A 17,857-nucleotide genomic window follows, 5' to 3' on the forward strand; every position below is an offset into this window, starting at 1 on the left:
CCCGACGATCGCCACACCGCTCTCCGCCGGGAGGTCATCGAATCCGTCCTCCGCCTTGTCGGCCATCACTGTCCCCTCGCCTTGCGGCGCTGCTGCTGGTACTGACGTCGTTTCTGCCTGTTCTCCGTACGCCGTCGGCGGCCGGGATCCGGCTCAGGGTCGGGCTGCGAGCGGTTGTCCACCAGGCCCGCCAGGTTCGCGATCGTGAGTCCTCCGTACAGGTCGCCCAGGGTGAGCCGCGCGTGCAGCCGTGCGTTGACGGAACTCACCAGCTGGATGGCGACCAGAGAGTCGCCGCCCAGGTCGAAGAAGCTGTCCTGGACACCGACCTTCTCGATGCCGAGCAGGGCCTGCCACACCTCGCAGATGGCGTGTTCGACGGAGGTGCGGGCGGCACGTACTCCGTGGGGATGTCGGGCGGTCGGATGCCGGGTCGGCCGCCTCGGGGCGGGGCGGGCTCTCCCGTGTCTGCGCGTCGGTGGTGTCCAGGGGAGAAGGCATTGGCGAACAGCTCGTCGAGATCGCTGGGGGACACGATGATCTGGGGCTCCGCCGCGGCTGCCAGGACCGTGTCGAGGGCCCGCAGCCCCTCCTCCGGCGTCATGCCACGTTCTTCCACATCGCGTCTGCGCCGTTTGTCCATCCGGGCGGCACCGCCGTGTTGACGGCCATTTCCGGTGCCCTTCCAGGGCCCCAGTCGATGGAGATCACGCGCCGCTGCTGCCTCTGTCCTGGGCGAAGGCGTCGAGGAAGCAGTTGGCGGCGCAGTAGTCGACCTGGCCCGCGCTGCCGATGTTCGCGCCGTTGGAACCGAACAGGACGAAGAAGTCCAGCTCTTGGCCGGACAGCGCCTCTTCCAGTACCAGGGTGCCGTGCACCTTGGGCCGCATCACCTCGGACGCGTCACTCATGTCCTTGAGCTGGATCAGGCCGCCGCCGGCCACACCGGCGGCGTGAAAGACCCCGTGCACCGCCCCCCAGCGGCGTACGGTGCTGTCGACCGCCGCGCGCATGGCGTCCGGATCGCTCACGTCGGCCTGGAGGACCCAGCACCTGCGCCCCCTCGTCCCGCAGTCGCCCGAGGCGGCGGACGGCGTCGGTGAGCGGAGTTCCCGCAGGGGAATCGGCCAGGAAGGCGTCCCACTCCTCCGGAGGGGGGGAACGGGTGCGGGACGTGAGCGCCACGCGCCTCCGGCGGCGGTGTGATGTGCCGCGCGAGCGCCAGCCCCAGCCTCCGGTGCCCCGGTGATGAGGTACACCCCGTTCGGGCGCAGCGCGGTCGTCGTCCGGCGACGGGCAGGCGTGTCGGGAGGTGGTGCAGGAGCCACCGGTGGATGCCCCGGTGGGCCACCGCCGCCGGGTCGGACGTGGCTTCCGCGGCCAGCTCGGCCATGATCGGTCGAGCTGGTGCGGGGAGGCGCCGTCAGACAGTCGAGGTCGACACTGCGGCGGAGGTGTCGGACATCTCCCGGGGCAGGGACGCGACACGGGCCCAGGAGAGCCGCTTTGGACGGGGGAGAGACGTTCCGACCCGGTGACGTTGTGCAGCCCGTTGCTGAGTACCCAGATACGGCGTGCCCCGGTGGCCGCGTGGCGGGCCAGAGCCTGCGTCAGGCGGACAAGGCTTTCGAAGCCGAGCCGCGCGTCGTCGCCGTGTCGGCGAGTTCCGCCTGTCCATGGTGGTGACGGCCCAGGCGTGCACGACATGGGTGGGCACTCCGGAGGGCCCCTCGTGCAGGGGCGTCGATCAACCGCTCGTGTGGTCGTCCCTGGCAGGGGCAAGGGGTGAACAGGCCGGGATCCGGCTGGGACCAGCTTGTGCGGGCCTGACCAGACTGACGGTGGCACCGCCGGCTCGCAGGTGCCGGGCCAGGCCTTCGCCCACTCCCAGTTCGTCGGCGAAGACGAGCCAGTGCGGTCGAATCGGGCGTGGCTCCCGAGGGCAGGGCCATCCGCTGCCAGGAAGGCGTGTAGAACCATTCCGCGATGTCGTCCCGACGCCGGGCCGGCGCCGGAGAGGCGCGGAGGACGGATGAGCGGTTCCGGAGCCGATCCAGTGGTGTTTGGGGTTGGGGGGTGGGTGGGGAGGGGGATGTGGTGGTGGGTGTGTGGGGGGGTGGTAGGTGGTCCAGTTGGGTGTGGTGCCGTGGAGCCAGAGGTGGTGGAGGGTTTTGTGTATGTGGTGGGTGGGGGGGTGGTTGGTGTGGGGGTGGGGGAGTGAGGTGTGGGTGTGGGGTTTGGTGTGGTGGGTGGTGGTGAGGGTGCGTCGGGTGAGGTTGGTGAGGGTGTGTCCGGGGGCCGATTTCGAGGTAGGTGGTGGCGGGGTGTTGGTGGGTGGTGGTGATGCTGGTGGCGAATTCGACGGTGGTGCGGATGTGTTGGGCCCAGTAGTGGGGGTCGGTGGCTTGTTGGGGGGTGAGGGGTTGGCCCGGTGGTGTTGGAGATGAGGGGGGTGGTGGGGGGTGTTTTGGGGGTGTTGGCGACGGCGGTGGTGAATTCGTCGAGGATGGGGTCCATGAGGGGGGAGTGGAAGGCGTGGTGGGTGTTGAGGGTGTGGGTGGTCCAGCCGCGTTGGTGGGCGTGGGTGGTGAATTGGTGGATGGCGTGGGGTGGGCCGGAGATGACGCAGTCGTGGGGGCCGTTGTGGGCGGCGAGGGAGGTGTGTGGGGGGAGGGCGGCTTGGACGCTGTCGCGGTCGGCGAGGACGTGGAGCATGGTGCCGGGGGGTTGGTTTTGCATGAGGCGGGCGCGGAGGGTGATGAGGGTGAGGGCGTCGGGGAGGGTGAAGATGCCGGCGGTGGTGGCGGCGGTCCATTCGCCGAGGCTGTGGCCGATGAGGGTGTGGGGGGTGATGCCCCAGTTTCCAGAGTTGGGTGAGGGCGTATTGGAGGGTGAAGAGGGCGCGGGTTGGGCCCATTGGGTTTGGTTGAGGAGGTGGGTGTGGTTGTTGTTCCAGAGGATGTCGCGGATGTCGGTGTGGATGGGGGGGTGAGGTGGGTGGTGCATTCGTCGATGGCGTGGCGGAAGGCGGGGTGGTGTTGGTAGAGCCGTGGGCCATGTGGGGGTGTTGGGAGCCTTGGCCGGTGTAGAGGAAGACGAGGGGTGGTGTGTCGTAGGGGGTGTGGTGGGTGGTGGTGTGGTGGGGGTCGCGGGTTTCGAGGGCGGTGGCGATGGTGTCGGGGGTGGTGCCGGTGACGGTGCGGCGGTGGGGGAAGGTGTGGCGGCCGTGGGGCGGGTGTAGGCGGTGTGGGTGAGGTTGGGTTGGTGGGTGCGGAGGTGGTGGGCGAGGTTGTCTGTTGCTTGTTCGAGGGCTTGGGGGGTGCGGGCGGAGAGGATGAGGGTGTGGGGGAGGTCAGGGATGCCAGAGGTGCCGGGGATATGCGGGTGTCGGTGTGGGTGTCAGCGATGGGTGTGGTGTCAGAGGTGCCGGGGATGGTGGGGGTGGGGGGTGGTTCTTCGATGATGAGGTGGGCGTTGGTGCCGCCGAAGCCGAAGGCGCTGATGCCGGCTCGGCGTGGTGTGGTGGTGGGTGGCCAGGGGGGGGGGTGGTGGTGATGTGGAAGGGGGTGTGGTGGAGGTTGGTGTCGGGGTTGGGGGTGTGGTGGTTGAGGGTGGGGGGCAGGAGGTGGTGTTTGAGGGCGAGGACGGTTTTGATGAGGCCGGCGATGCCTGCTGCGGCGTCGAGGTGTCCGATGTTTCCCTTGACGGTGCCCAGGACGCAGTCGCCTCGTCCGCCGAACGCCCGCTCCAACGCCTGAACCTCGATGGAGTCACCGATCAGCGTGCCGCTTCCATGCGCTTCCACATAGTCGATGTCCTCCGAGGCGACCTGCGCCGTGTTCATCGCCTCGGCGATCACGGCGGCCTGACCGGCGACGGTGGGCGCCGTGAAACTCGCCTTCTGAGCGCCGTCGTTGTTGACGGCGGAGCCCTTGATGACGGCGTGGATGGTGTCCCCGTCGGCGAGGGCGTCCTCCAGCCGCTTCAGCACGACCACTCCCACGCCGTTGCCGAAGACCGTCCCGCGCGCCTGCGCGTCGAACGGGCGGACATGGCCGTCCGGTGAGAGGAACGAACCCTCCTGATGGAGGTAGCCCCGGTTCTCGGGGACCTTGTAGGCGACCGCGCCCGAGAGCGCCATGTCGCACTCGTAGGCGAGCAGGCTCTGGCAGGCGGTGTGCACGGCGACCAGCGAAGTGGAGCACGCGGTCTGTACCGGGATGCTCGGACCCGTGAGATTCAGCTTGTGGGACACCCGGCTTGCGAGGAACGCCAACTCGAAGCCCAGACCGGCGTTCTCTGTTCTGAGTACCTCGCCCTGACTCCAGTTGCTGTAGATGTTCTCCAGGTAGGCCGACGTTCCGGCGCCGGCGTAGACGCCGATGGTGCCGTCGTACTGTGCGGAGTCGTAGCCGGCGTTCTCCAGTGCCTGCCAGGCGGTCTCCAGGAAGAGGCGGTGCTGGGGGTCCATGAGCTGGGCTTCGCGGGCGGTGTATCCGAAGAACTCGGCGTCGAAGAGGCCGGCGTCCTGGAAGCGTGGTCCGGCCTTGACGAAGTCGGGTCGGTTGAAGGTTTCCGGTGGTACTCCCGCCGCGGTGAGTTCCTCGTCGGTCAGGGTGACGATCGACTCGACGCCGTCGCGCAGGTTGCGCCAGTATTCGTCCAGGTCCGCGGCACCGGGAAAGCGCCCCGCCATCCCGACGATCGCCACACCGCTCTCCGCCGGGAGGTCATCGAATCCGTCCTCCGCCTTGTCGGCCATCACTGTCCCCTCGCCTTGCGGCGCTGCTGCTGGTACTGACGTCGTTTCTGCCTGTTCTCCGTACGCCGCTCGGCGGCCGCGGGATCCGGCTCAGGGTCGGGCTGCGAGCGGTTGTCCACCAGGCCCGCCAGGTTCGCGATCGTGAGTCCTCCGTACAGGTCGCCCAGGGTGAGCCGCGCGTGCAGCCGTGCGTTGACGGAACTCACCAGCTGGATGGCGACCAGAGAGTCGCCGCCCAGGTCGAAGAAGCTGTCCTGGACACCGACCTTCTCGATGCCGAGCAGGGCCTGCCACACCTCGCAGATGGCGTGTTCGACGGAGGTGCGCGGCGGCACGTACTCCGTGGGGATGTCGGGCCGGTCGGATGCCGGGTCGGCCGCCTCGGGGCGGGGCGGGCTCTCCCGTGTCTGCGCGTCGGTGGTGTCCAGGGAGAAGGCATTGGCGAACAGCTCGTCGAGATCGCTGGGGGACACGATGATCTGGGGCTCCGCCGCGGCTGCCAGGACCGTGTCGAGGGCCCGCAGCCCCTCCTCCGGCGTCATGCCACGTTCTTCCACATCGCGTCTGCGCCGTTTGTCCATCCCGGGCGGCACCGCCGTGTTGACGGCCATTCCGGTGCCCTTCCAGGGCCCCCAGTCGATGGAGATCACGCGCCGCTGCCTGCCTCTGTCCTGGGCGAAGGCGTCGAGGAAGCAGTTGGCGGCGCAGTAGTCGACCTGGCCCGCGCTGCCGATGTTCGCGCCGTTGGAACCGAACAGGACGAAGAAGTCCAGCTCTTGGCCGGACAGCGCCTCTTCCAGTACCAGGGTGCCGTGCACCTTGGGCCGCATCACCTCGGACGCGTCACTCATGTCCTTGAGCTGGATCAGGCCGCCGCCGGCCACACCGGCGGCGTGAAAGACCCCGTGCACCGCCCCCCAGCGGCGTACGGTGCTGTCGACCGCCGCGCGCATGGCGTCCGGATCGCTCACGTCGGCCTGGAGGACCAGCACCTGCGCCCCCTCGTCCCGCAGTCGCCCGAGGCGGCGGACGGCGTCGGTGAGCGGAGTTCCCGCAGGGGAATCGGCCAGGAAGGCGTCCCACTCCTCCGGAGGGGGGAACCGGGTGCGGGACGTGAGCGCCACGCGCCCTCCGGCGGCGGTGATGTGCCGCGCGAGCGCCAGCCCCAGCCCTCCGGTGCCCCCGGTGATGAGGTACACCCCGTTCGGGCGCAGCGCGGTCGTCGTCCCGGCGACGGGCAGGCGTGTCGGGAGGTGGTGCAGGAGCCACCGGTGGATGCCCCGGTGGGCCACCGCCGCCGGGTCGGACGTGGCTTCCGCGGCCAGCTCGGCCATGATCCGGTCGAGCTGGTGCGGGGAAGGCGCCGTCAGACAGTCGAGGTCGACACTGCGGCAGGAGGTGTCGGACATCTCCCGGGGCAGGACGCGACACGGGCCCAGGAGAGCCGCTTTGGACGGGGAGAGACGTTCCGACCCGGTGACGTTGTGCAGCCCGTTGCTGAGTACCCAGATACGGCGTGCCCCGGTGGCCGCGTGGCGGGCCAGAGCCTGCGTCAGGCGGACAAGGCTTTCGAAGCCGAGCCGCAGCGTCGTCGCCGTGTCGGCGAGTTCCGCCTCGTCCATGGTGGTGACGGCCCAGGCGTGCACGACATGGGTGGGCACTCCGGAGGGCCCCTCGTGCAGGGCGTCGATCAACCGCTCGTAGTGGTCGTCCCTGGCAGGGGCAAGGGTGAACAGGCCGGGATCCGGCTGGGACCAGCTTGTGCCGGGCCTGACCAGACTGACGGTGGCACCGCCGGCTCGCAGGTGCCGGGCCAGGCCTTCGCCCACTCCCAGTTCGTCGGCGAAGACGAGCCAGTGCCGGTCGAAGTCGGGCGTGGCTCCCGAGGGCAGGGCCATCCGCTGCCAGGAAGGCGTGTAGAACCATTCCGCGATGTCGTCCCGACGCCGGGCCGGCGCCGGAGAGGCCGCGGAGGACGGATGAGCGGTTCCGGAGCCGATCCAGTGGTGTTTGGGGGTTGAGGGGGTGGGTGGGGAGGGGGGATGTGGTGGTGGGTGTGTGGGGGGGTGGTAGGTGGTCCAGTTGGGTGTGGTGCCGTGGAGCCAGAGGTGGTGGAGGGTTTTGTGTATGTGGTGGGTGGGGGGGTGGTTGGTGTGGGGGGTGGGGGAGTGAGGTGTGGGTGTGGGGTTTGGTGTGGTGGGTGGTGGTGAGGGTGCGTCGGGTGAGGTTGGTGAGGGTGTGTCCGGGGCCGATTTCGAGGTAGGTGGTGGCGGGGTGTTGGTGGGTGGTGGTGATGCTGGTGGCGAATTCGACGGTGGTGCGGATGTGTTGGGCCCAGTAGTGGGGGTCGGTGGCTTGTTGGGGGGTGAGGGGTTGGCCGGTGGTGTTGGAGATGAGGGGGGTGGTGGGGGGTGTTTTTGGGGGGTGTTGGCGACGGCGGTGGTGAATTCGTCGAGGATGGGGTCCATGAGGGGGGAGTGGAAGGCGTGGTGGGTGTTGAGGGTGTGGGTGGTCCAGCCGCGTTGGTGGGCGTGGGTGGTGAATTGGTGGATGGCGTGGGGTGGGCCGGAGATGACGCAGTCGTGGGGGCCGTTGTGGGCGGCGAGGGAGGTGTGTGTGGGGGGAGGGCGGCTTGGACGCTGTCGCGGTCGGCGAGGACGTGGAGCATGGTGCCGGGGGGTTGGTTTTGCATGAGGCGGGCGCGGAGGGTGATGAGGGTGAGGGCGTCGGGGAGGGTGAAGATGCCGGCGGTGGTGGCGGCGGTCCATTCGCCGAGGCTGTGGCCGATGAGGGTGTGGGGGGTGATGCCCCAGTGTTTCCAGAGTTGGGTGAGGGCGTATTGGAGGGTGAAGAGGGCGGGTTGGGCCCATTGGGTTTGGTTGAGGAGGTGGGTTGGTTGTTGTTCCAGAGGATGTCGCGGATGTCGGTGTGGATGGGGGGGTGAGGTGGGTGTGCATTCGTCGATGGCGTGGCGGAAGGCGGGGTGGGTTGGTAGAGGCCGTGGGCCATGTGGGGGTGTTGGGAGCCTTGGCCGGTGTAGAGGAAGACGAGGGGTGGTGTGTCGTAGGGGGTGTGGTGGGTGGTGTGTGGTGGGGGGGTCGCGGGGGTTTCGAGGGCGGTGGCGATGGTGTCGGGGGTGGTGCCGGTGACGGTGCGGCGGTGGGGGAAGGTGTGGCGGCCGTGGGCGAGGGTTGTAGGCGGTGTGGGTGAGGTTGGGTTGGTGGGTGCGGGGTGGTGGGCGAGGTTGTCTGTTGCTTGTTCGAGGGCTTGGGGGGTGCGGGCGGAGAGGATGAGGGTGTGGGGGAGGTCAGGGATGCCAGAGGTGCCGGGGATATCGGCGGTGTCGGTGTGGGTGTCAGCGATGGGGTGTGGTGTCAGAGGTGCCGGGGATGGTGGGGGTGGGGGGTGGTTCTTCGATGATGAGGTGGGCGTTGGTGCCGCCGAAGCCGAAGGCGCTGATGCCGGCTCGGCGTGGGTGTGGTGGTGGGTGGCCAGGGGGTGGGGGTGGTGGTGATGTGGAAGGGGGTGTGGTGGAGGTTGGTGTCGGGGTTGGGGGTGTGGTGGTTGAGGGTGGGGGGCAGGAGGTGGTGTTTGAGGGCGAGGACGGTTTTGATGAGGCCGGCGATGCCTGCTGCGGCGTCGAGGTGTCCGATGTTTCCCTTGACGGTGCCCAGGACGCAGTCGCCTCGTCCGCCGAACGCCCGCTCCAACGCCTGAACCTCGATCGGATCTCCCAACGACGTCCCTGTGCCGTGCGCCTCCACGTATCCGATGTCTTCCGGCGTGAGACCCGCGTCCGCGAGGGCCGCGCCGATGGCCTCGGCCTGCCCCGACACGCTGGGAGCGGTGAACCCGACCTTGACGGCGCCGTCGTTGTTGACGGCCGAGCCCTTGATGACGGCGTGGATGGTGTCCCCGTCGGCGAGGGCGTCCTCCAGCCGCTTCAGCACGACCACCCCCACGCCGCTGCCGAAGACCGTCCCGCGCGCCTGCGCGTCGAACGGGCGGACATGGCCGTCCGGTGAGAGGAACGAACCCTCCTGATGGAGATAACCGGCCCCCTGAGCCGGATCGACATGGACGCCGCCCGACAGCGCCATGTCGCAGTCGCCGGCCGCCAGGCTCCGGCAGGCGGTGTGTACGGCGACCAGCGACGTCGAACACGCTGTGCGCAGGGAGACACTGGGTCCCGTCAGCCCCAGCTTGTAGGACACCCGGGTGGCGAGGAACCCCAGTTCGTTGCCGAGGAGGATCTGGGTGAGGCCCACCGTCTCCGCGAGGTCGTGCCGAGCGTAGACACGCTGTACGTACCGGTTCGTTCCGGCGCCGGCGTAGACGCCGATGGTGCCGTCGTACTGTGCGGAGTCGTAGCCGGCGTTCTCCAGTGCCTGCCAGGCGGTCTCCAGGAAGAGGCGGTGCTGGGGGTCCATGAGCTGGGCTTCGCGGGCGGTGTATCCGAAGAACTCGGCGTCGAAGAGGCCGGCGTCCTGGAAGCGTGGTCCGGCCTTGACGAAGTCGGGTCGGTTGAAGGTTTCCGGTGGTACTCCCGCCGCGGTGAGTTCCTCGTCGGTCAGGGCGACGATCGACTCGACGCCGTCGCGCAGGTTGCGCCAGTACTCGTCCAGGTCCGCGGCACCGGGAAAGCGCCCCGCCATCCCGACGATCGCCACACCGCCGTCGAGGCCCTTCATCCTTCCTCCCTGACACCGTCGACCAGGGCGCTGAGTGTGCGCACGGTCGGCCCCTCGTAGACGATGGTCAGCGGCACGGACGCGCCCAGGTCCTGCCGCAGCCGGTGTACGACCTGGAGACCCAGCAGCGAACTCCCCCCGAGTTCGAAGAAGTTGTCGTGCACCCCGACGCTCTCGACGCCGAGGGTCTCCTGCCAGATCTCCGCTATCCGGTATTCCGTCGCACTGACCGGTGCGACGAAGGGGTTGCGGAGATTGGGGCGTTCATGCCGGAGGACCGGCGTGGCGGGGGCGTCCGCCACGGGCGCCGACCACAACGCGTGGCGCCGGTGCAGATCACCGGTGGAGACGATGACCTGGGGCTGCGGCACGGCGTCGAGCAGGGCGTCGAAGACCTGGCGGCCTTCGTCCGGAGTCAAGGCCAACTCCCTTACCGCAGCGCCCAGTTCGGTGTGGTCCCGGTCATCGGAGAAGAACCAGGCCTCCCAGTCGACACTCGTCCAGGGCCGGCCCGGGCCATGACGCAGCTGGGCGAACGCGTCCAGGGCGGCATTGGCCCCGGCGTAGGCGGCGAAACCCAGCCCGCCGAGCAGCGCGGCGATGGACGAGCAGATGATCGCGATGTCCAACTGCTGGTCCTGGAGCACCTCGTGCAGGACCTGAGTGCCGTAGAGCTTCGGGCCGAAGTGCCACAGGCTCTCCTCGGGGCCCAGTTCGGAGACGGCCCGGTGCGCGGCCGACCCGGTGGTTCCGGCGCAGTGGACGACCCCGTTGACGGGGCCGAACTCCTCAAGAATCCGTTGCTTGGCCTGCATCATGGCCGCCGGGTCGGTGACGTCGGCGGAGACCACCATCACCCGGGAGCCGAGTTCCTCCACCGCGCGCACCGCACGGATCGAGTCCCTGACGGCTGCCGGATGGTGCTCGTCGTCCCAGGTTTCCCTGGGCGGCAGTCCCGTCCTGCCGAGCAGGACCAGCCGCACTCGGTCGCGCTCGGCGAGGGCACGCGCCACGATCAGGCCGATCTTGCCCAGGCCGCCGGTGATCAGGTACACCCCGTCCTTCCTGACCGGCGAGGCCGTACGGGGGGCAAGCGGCGTCGTGAGGTACGCGGGCCGCCAGCAGTGGCGTCCGCGCAGGGCGAGGACGCGGTCGGCGGCCGGCCGGGCCAGTTCGCCCAGCAGGTGTCCGGCCACGGCTGCGGGATCTCGCGCGCCGTCCAGGCGCAGGTCCAGGTGGACGCAGTCGAGCGACGGGTACTCCTGCGCCAGGACCTTGCAGACACCCAGGGCCGCGGCCTTGGGCGGGCAGAGTTCCTCGTCGCCCACGACCGAGTGCACCTCGGTGGACACCACGTCCCAGCGTTGGGCCGCCGCCATCAGTTCCGTCTCCGTGGCCTGGGCCCAGTGGACCAGGCTGTCGAAGGCGCGCCGCAGCAGGCTCTGGACATCACCGGGTTCCACCGCGCGGTGCGCGTCGTCCCCGACGCTCCAGCAGTGGACGACGCGTTCCGGGATGCCGCCCTGGGCGCGCAGAGCCGCGGCCAGCTTGGTGAAATGGGAGGCCTGCGCGGGATCGAGAACGTACTCGCCGTCGCCGCTGTCGCTCCACTCACCACCGGCGGCCACCGAGCGGACGCTCGCACCGAGTTCCCGCAGCCGGGCCGCGAGACCGCGACCGACACCGGCGCCGTCCACGAAGATCAGCCACCGCTGGGTCGCGAGGTCCCCTTCGGCGGCCGGGGCAGCGGCAGGAAGCCGGTGCCAGGACTGGCCGTAGAACCACTGGGGCAAGGAGCCGTGCCGTTGCCGCGCGGTGTCGTCAACGGCCTTTCGGGAGCCGGTTTCCAGCCAGTAGGTCCGGCGTTCGAAGGGGTAGGTGGGCAGGGGAACGCGCCTGGCCGACGGGGAGGGCGGGAACGGGTGACGGCGGCCGGCGAGCCAGAGTCGTCCCGCGGCGCTGAGCAGTGACGCGCGATCACTCTCCCCGTGCAGCGCCCTCGGCAACGAGGGGATCACCACCCGGTCGGCGGCTGTCGCGGCAGCCGGATGCTGGAGGACGTCCGAGGTGTGCGCGGGAGCGGGGCCGACTTCGACGACGGCGACGTCCGGTACGGACCAGATCGCCGCGATGCCGTCGGCGAAACGGACGGTGCGCCGCATGTGGTGTGCCCAGTAGTCGGGGCTGGTGGCTTCCTCGTCGGTGATCCAGGCCCCGGTCAGACCGGACACGAACGGTGTGGCCGGACGGTTCAGCCGTACCGAGCGGACCACTTCCCCGTAGGGCTCGACCGCGGCGTCCATCAGCGGGGAGTGGAAGGCGAACCGGGTGGGCAGACGGCGGGACACGATGCCCTCCGCGGCCAGTTCGCCGCTGACGCGCTCGATGCCCGGCACCGTGCCGGACAGCACACAGGTGCGATGGCCGTTGACCGCGGCGACGCACACCTCGTCGTCCGTGTAGCGGGCCACGGCGTCCTCGTTCAGCGGCACGGCGAGCATCGCCCCCTCGGGCTGCCGCATGATCAGACGCGCGCGTTCCACCACGAGGCGCAGGGCGTCGGGGAGGGAGAAGACGCCGGCGACGCAGGCCGCGACGTACTCGCCGAGGCTGTGGCCGATCATGACATCGGGTACGACACCCCAATGTGCCCAGAGCTCGATCAGGGCGTACTCCAGGGCGAACACCGCCGGATAGCCGAGCAGAGGCTGGTCCAGCGGGTGCTCGCTGAGCTCGGGCTGTTGCAGAAGGCCGCGCAGATCGCCCGCCGGCCGCCCGGCGGCCGTCCCCGGTGGCGCGGAGTCATCGAGGAGCAACGGGCGGATGTCCTGGCCGAGCAGGGGATCGAGGAGGTGCGCGCACCGGTCGAGCGCCGCCCGGAACACGGGTTCCCGGTCGTGGAGTTCGCGGGCCATGCCGGGGAACTGACCGCCGAACCCGGCGATCACGAAGGCCACCGGGCGGTCCGGAAGAGCGGGGGCCACAGCGGTCAGGAGCCGGCCGTCGTCACGGGCGGCAAGGGCGTCGAGGGCGTCCTGCCTGCTCGTGCTCACCAGCATCCGCCGATGGGGGAAGTGCTTGCGACCCTCCCTGAGGGTGAACGCGACCTCGGCCAAGGAGTGTTCGGGGTGGGTGCGCAGGTGGTCGTGGAGCAGGTCGGTGGCCGACTCCAGCGCCTCAGCGCTCTTCGCGGACCAGACGAGCAGGTGCTCGGCGCCGTTGTCGGCCTCGTCGGCGGGCGGCCGGGGCGGCGGAGCCTGCTCCAGGACGACATGGGCGTTGGTGCCGCCGAGCCCGAAGGAACTGACCCCGGCCCGGCGTGGGCCGTCCCGCCGCGGCCACGGGATCAGTTCGGTGTTGACGTAGAACGGGCCGGCTTCCAGGTCGATCCGCTGGTTCGGGGTCTCGTAGTGCAGCGACGGGGGTATCTGACCGTGTTCGACCGCAAGCACCGCCTTGATCAACCCCGCGACACCCGCCGCGGAGTCGAGATGCCCGATGTTGGTCTTCACCGACCCCACCGCGCAGGTGCCGGCGGGGACCCCGTCGAACACCGCGGCGAGCGCCTGGTACTCGATGGGGTCGCCGAGGGGGGTGGCCGTGCCGTGGAGTTCGACGTACCCGATCGTCTCCGGCTCGACATCCGCGTCGGCCAGCGCGGTGAGGATGGCGTCGGACTGGGCGAGAGCGCTCGGCGCGCTGAATCCGGCCCTTCTGGCGCCGTCGTTGTTCACGGCGCTCCCCTTGATCACCGCGTGGATGTGGTCGTTGTCGGCGATCGCGTCCTTGAGACGTTTCAGGACGACCATCCCGACGCCGTCGCCGCCGACCGTGCCCTGGGCCCGTGCGTCGAACGTACGGCAGTAACCGTCCGGGGAGAGCATGCCGTCCGGGCGGTAGAGGTAGCCGTTGCGCCGTGTGTCGTCGACCGCGACGCCGCCGGCGAGGGCCATGTCGCACTGGTAGGCGAGCAGCGACAGGCACGCCTCGGCGACGGCGACGAGCGATGTCGAGCAGGCCGACTGGACGTTGACGCTCGGACCTTCCAGACCGAGCTTGTAGGAGATCCGGCTGCTCAGGTAGTCGGAGCGGTTGCCGATCACCACCTGCTTCTCGCCCAGCAGTTCGGCGGCACGGGGCTGGGTGGCGATGTTGTGGAGCTGGTAGGTGTTGTGCCCGGCGCCCGCGAAGACCCCGATCGCACCCTCGTACCGCCCGGGGGCGTGGCCGGAACTCTCCATGGCCGCCCAGGCGCACTCCAGCATGACCCGGTGCTGCGGATCCATGAGTTCCGCCTCGCGCGGCGAGTAGCCGAAGAACGTCGCGTCGAAGGTGCGGGCACCCTCCAGCACATAGCCGTGCCTGACGAAGTCGGGGTGGCGCAAGGTGCCCGTGTCGACCCCACGGGCGGTCAGTTCGTCGTCGTCGAACCGGGTGACCGAGCAGACGCCGGCCCGCAGGTTGCTCCAGTAGGCCTCTACCGTGTCGGCGCCGGGGAACCGGCCCGCCATGCCGACGACCGCGATGTCCAGGCTGTCCTCGGCATCCTCGGGGGACTGGAAGACGTCCTCACTCATGCTGGCCTCGCTTGGCTCGAAGCTGTTGTTGGCGGCGTTTCAGGAGGGCGTTGCGCTGCGCTTCCTCGCGTCTGGCCGAAGGGGCGGCCGAGGGCTCTCGCCGCCGCGCGAAGAACTCGGCCTGGGCGCGCACGGTGGTGTGCTGGAACAGGTCGAGCAGGCCTATGTCCTTACCCGTGGTCTGCCGTAGCCGGTGCTGAAGCTCGACGAGAAGCAAGGAGTGGCCACCGAGGTCGAAGAAGTTCCGTTCCGTTCCCACCTCGTCGTTCGGGAAGATCCCCTGCCAGGCCTCCAGGACGCTGTGTTCCAGCCTGTTCCTCGCGGGGGTGGGCGCGGACGGCGCGGGCCGGGCGGGGGGAGGCGGCAGCTGCCGGCGGTCGACCTTGCCGTGCTTGGACAGCGGCAGCTTCGCCAGCGGCACCAGTGCCTGCGGCATCATGTGCGGCGGCAGCCGGTCCCTGAGGTGCCGCTCCACGGTGTCCACGTCGAGTGCCGGGGTGCCGTCCGGCCCGAGGTATTCCTCGGCGCACTCGACGTAGGAGACGATCCGCCGGTCCCCGGGAGGGTCTTCCCTGACGACGGTCACCGCCTGCCGGACCGCGGCGCAGCTCGTGAGCGCGGCGTCGATCTCGCCGAGCGCCACGCGGAAACCGCGGATCTTGATCTGGTCGTCGCGGCGGCCGAGGAACTCGATGATGCCGTCGGGCAGCCGCCGCACGATGTCGCCGGTGCGGTACAGACGGCTGCCGGGTCGTCCCCCGAGGGTGTCGGGGACGAAGGACGCGGCGGTGAGGTCGTCCGCGCGATGGTATCCGCGGCCGACGTTCCCGCCACCGATGAGGAGTTCCCCGGCGACCCCGAACGGCACCGGTCCGCCGGTGCCGTCGACCACATGGGCCTGGGTGTTGGGCAGGGGGACCCCGATCGGGGCGGTGGCCCACTCGGCGTCCGGGTGATCGGAGACGGCCAGCGTCAGCACGCCCACGGTCGTCTCCGTCGGACCGTAGTGGTTGAAGACCCTGCAATGGGGGGCCAGTCGTTGCAGCTCCCGCAGCCATCTCCACTCGGATGCCTCACCGCCGACGACGAGGAGCCGCCGGGGCAGCAGCGCGGTGAAGTGCGCGGAGGCCTGCAAGGCCCGCAGATGCGACGGGGCGATCTTCAGGCAGTCGACGGGCCATTGCCGGCACCACTCGTCGAACTTGTCGGCGTCCAGGGCACGTTCGCGCGTGATCATGTGTATCTCCCCACCGGTGCACAGGGGGAGCGCGAAAGAGGTGACACTGGAGTCCACGGTCAACGGCTGAACCATCGCGAAGCTGAGCGGCTCCTCGATCCCCAGTCGCTCGGTGGCCGCGCAGACGTAGCTCATCAGCTGCCGGTGCTCGACCACCACCCCCTTGGGGCGGCCGGTGGACCCGGAGGTGTACAGCAGATAAGCGGCGCCCGACGGCTGCTGCCGTCCGGCCGGCGGGTTGTGCGCCGGGCGTCCGTCCAGCACGGTCCACTCGCCGTCGAGCTCGACGACGTGCCGCCCGGCGCCGGATCCCGGCGGCAACCCGCCGGAATGCGTCACGACGATCCGGGCACCGGCGTCGTCGAGGACGGCCTCCTGCCGTGCCGGGGGGTCGTTGGGATCCACCGGTACATACGTTCCGCCGGCCTTGAGCACCCCGAGGACCGCGACGGCCAGCTCGGCACCGCGTTCCAGACAGAGCCCGACGGTCGCCTCGGGGCCCACTCCGTGCTCGTCGAGGAGCGAGAACAACTGATTGGCCCGCTTGTTGAGTTCCTCGTAGCTGAGACACACGTCCTCGGCCCTGACCGCCGGCGCAGCCGGGCTGCGCGCCACCCAGATCTCGAACACCTGCGGGAACGTCAGGTCCGGCACTTTGGTCGTGATGCCGTTCCACGACCTGATCGTCTCCTCCTCCCCGGCGGTCAGCAGGGGGAGGGCGTGCACCGGCATGTCGGGGTCGGCGGCGGCGCCGTCCGCCAGACGCAGATAGTGGGCGACCGCCCGGCGCGCGGTGCCCTCGTCGAAGACGTCGCGCGCGACCAGAAGGTGTCCGTTCAGCCCGTCCTCCTCGCCCGACAGACGCAGCGCGATGTCCCCGGCGATGCGACGGTCGTGGATGGGGAGGACCTCACAGGTGAGCCGCGGCGGGGCGGACAGGCGGGCGGCACGGCGGTGGGAGAACGCCGGCCAGCGTGGCGAGGAGCCGGTGCCGGGCGGGCCCGCCGGCCCTTCGCACGGGTCGGCCGCCACGCTCTCGCACGCCCCCGCCGTGGCGCGCGCCACCGTCCGGACCAACCGCCGGAAGCTCTGCTCGCCGGTCACCTCGAAGGGGACGGGCACGATCTGTTCGAAGCGGCTCACCGTCGTGGCCTCCCGCCCGGGCCGGCCGGGCGCCGTCACGTCGACCACCGGAGCGGACTGGCCGTACCGGTGCAGGAGCACCACATACAGGGCGAGCGTCACCGTCGCGAGGCTGCCACCGCACTCCCGCGCCAGTCGGCGCAGTCCTGCCGTGGTGCCGGCGGAGACCTCGAAAGGCACCGCATCGGCGGTCAGATCACGTTCGGCGGGCCTGGGCCGGTCCAGGGGGAGTTCCGTGGGCCCGGGCTGGGGCGTCCCCGGCCACGAAGGCAGCGGATCGTCGACGCCGGTGTCGAGGGGGAGGGGTTCCGGCAACTGGGCCGAAGCGCGGACAGCGGGATCGGCGCCGTTGTCCGCCGTCGCGTCGGGGAGCAGCGCTGCCTGTAGGAGGAGTGCGGCCGAGGCGGGATCGGCAGCGAGCCGGTGGAAGACCAGCACTACTCTGTGCTCGTCCTCGGCGCAGCGGATCAGCAGGCCGCGGGCCAGTGGCCCCTCACTGAGATCGAGGGCTTCGTCCAGGGGCTGCTCGGTCAGCGTGGCGAGACGCTGTGCCCGGGCCGCGTCGCCGAGCCCTCTCAGATCATGACGCGCCAGCGCCACCCTGCGGTCGGTCGCCGGAATCTGCGCAGGGCGTCCGTCGACGGTGCTGAGCCGTGCCGCGCACGCCAGGTGACGGTCCATCGCGGCGCGCAGGGCCGTGTCGAAACCTTCGAGATCCAGCTCACCCGTGAGACGTGCGGCTAAGACCACGTGTGACAAGGACTGTCCGGTGTGCTCGGGGGACATCGGCGGTAATCCAGGCGGTGGTGAGGGCGTGGGCGTCATGTGTGAAGCTGCCTCGCGGGGTCGGGTGCGGAGTTGGCCTTTCCCACGGCGGGGCGCGGCTGGGCGCCGCCCCGCCGTGGAGGTCTGCTGCGGTGCTGTCCCGGCCGCGCGCGTGGGCGCGGCACGGAGGCCCGATCGAGATGGGGTCTCCTGGAGGCCACGGGACGCGGCCGATGCGGCTCGGAGGCTGAAGACAAACGGTGTCAGATGAGCAGGTATGCCTGGACTGGGCCCCGGGCCGCAGTCAGCAAAGGGTGTTCGGGGTTTCGGCAGGCCCGGCAACCCCCAACGTGCAGCTCCTTCCCGTACGTTCGGCTATTCAGCCGAACCCGCATAGAGGGCGGCTGCATCCAGAGGCCAGCTGATTCTGCCAGTTGGATTGTTTTAGCAGAAGTCCCAAGGGGAGGTCTTTGCTTTTCCAGCGATACGAAAGATTTTCGAAACAGTTTATCGGCTGCGGGCAGGGGTAACGTCGCCGATTCAGTCTGACGCAAGGTGATGATGGTGTGTTGAAATTGTGTGCATGCCTGGTTGCCCTGCGCAAGATGCTTTGCCTATCCTGAATGATGTGCGGTCTGTGTCGACGGCCCGACGGCATGTATGGTGCTGAGCGGAAAAGGAA

The 17,857-nt window shown here is 69.8% G+C and carries 7 protein-coding genes and 2 pseudogenes; all 9 read right to left on the bottom strand.

All coding sequences use genetic code 11. The features are described from left to right. Positions 1-65: 65 nt before the first annotated feature. On the bottom strand, positions 66-359 hold the full coding sequence (locus AB5J49_RS46745) for a phosphopantetheine-binding protein (protein ID WP_369174940.1): 294 nt from the start codon (positions 357-359) through the stop codon (positions 66-68). A gap of 348 nt (positions 360-707) precedes the next feature. Then, entirely contained in the window at positions 708-1,328 is a 621-nt protein-coding gene (locus AB5J49_RS46750; protein WP_369174941.1) for a ketoreductase domain-containing protein, read from the bottom strand. Positions 1,329-2,424: 1,096 nt separating this feature from the next. Further along, positions 2,425-3,006 (bottom strand): annotated as a pseudogene (locus tag AB5J49_RS46755) (acyltransferase domain-containing protein); the annotation flags it as partial. Positions 3,007-3,352: 346 nt separating this feature from the next. Next, positions 3,353-4,762 (bottom strand): polyketide synthase, encoded by a 1,410-nt coding sequence (locus AB5J49_RS46760; protein ID WP_369174942.1) that lies wholly within the window; start codon positions 4,760-4,762, stop codon positions 3,353-3,355. Next, positions 4,762-6,660: an SDR family NAD(P)-dependent oxidoreductase gene (locus AB5J49_RS46765; protein WP_369174943.1), complete on the bottom strand. Its 1,899-nt coding sequence runs from the start codon at positions 6,658-6,660 to the stop codon at positions 4,762-4,764. Before AB5J49_RS46765 ends, AB5J49_RS46760 begins: the two co-directional genes overlap by 1 nt. Before the next feature lie 812 nt (positions 6,661-7,472). Beyond that, positions 7,473-7,727: pseudogene (locus AB5J49_RS46770) on the bottom strand (acyltransferase domain-containing protein); the annotation flags it as partial. A gap of 409 nt (positions 7,728-8,136) precedes the next feature. Beyond that, on the bottom strand, positions 8,137-9,453 hold the full coding sequence (locus AB5J49_RS46775) for a polyketide synthase (protein ID WP_369174944.1): 1,317 nt from the start codon (positions 9,451-9,453) through the stop codon (positions 8,137-8,139). Then, positions 9,450-14,030: an SDR family oxidoreductase gene (locus AB5J49_RS46780; RefSeq protein WP_369174945.1), complete on the bottom strand. Its 4,581-nt coding sequence runs from the start codon at positions 14,028-14,030 to the stop codon at positions 9,450-9,452. The genes AB5J49_RS46775 and AB5J49_RS46780 overlap by 4 nt, the downstream gene beginning before the upstream one ends. Further along, positions 14,023-17,196 carry an amino acid adenylation domain-containing protein gene (locus AB5J49_RS46785; RefSeq protein ID WP_369174946.1) on the bottom strand — a complete coding sequence of 1,058 codons (3,174 nt, stop codon included), beginning with the start codon at positions 17,194-17,196 and terminating at the stop codon, positions 14,023-14,025. Before AB5J49_RS46785 ends, AB5J49_RS46780 begins: the two co-directional genes overlap by 8 nt. Between the last annotated feature and the right edge of the window lie 661 nt (positions 17,197-17,857).

It is taken from the genome of Streptomyces sp. R28 (genome assembly GCF_041052385.1).
Classification (GTDB): Bacteria; Actinomycetota; Actinomycetes; order Streptomycetales; family Streptomycetaceae; genus Streptomyces.

Coding starts and splice junctions, on each gene's coding strand:
- AB5J49_RS46760 (WP_369174942.1), bottom strand. CDS start 4,762: ATGGCCGACAAGGCGGAGGACGGATTCGATGACCTCCCGGCGGAGAGC.
- AB5J49_RS46765 (WP_369174943.1), bottom strand. CDS start 6,660: ATGGCCCTGCCCTCGGGAGCCACGCCCGACTTCGACCGGCACTGGCTC.
- AB5J49_RS46775 (WP_369174944.1), bottom strand. CDS start 9,453: ATGAAGGGCCTCGACGGCGGTGTGGCGATCGTCGGGATGGCGGGGCGC.
- AB5J49_RS46780 (WP_369174945.1), bottom strand. CDS start 14,030: ATGAGTGAGGACGTCTTCCAGTCCCCCGAGGATGCCGAGGACAGCCTG.
- AB5J49_RS46785 (WP_369174946.1), bottom strand. CDS start 17,196: ATGTCCCCCGAGCACACCGGACAGTCCTTGTCACACGTGGTCTTAGCC.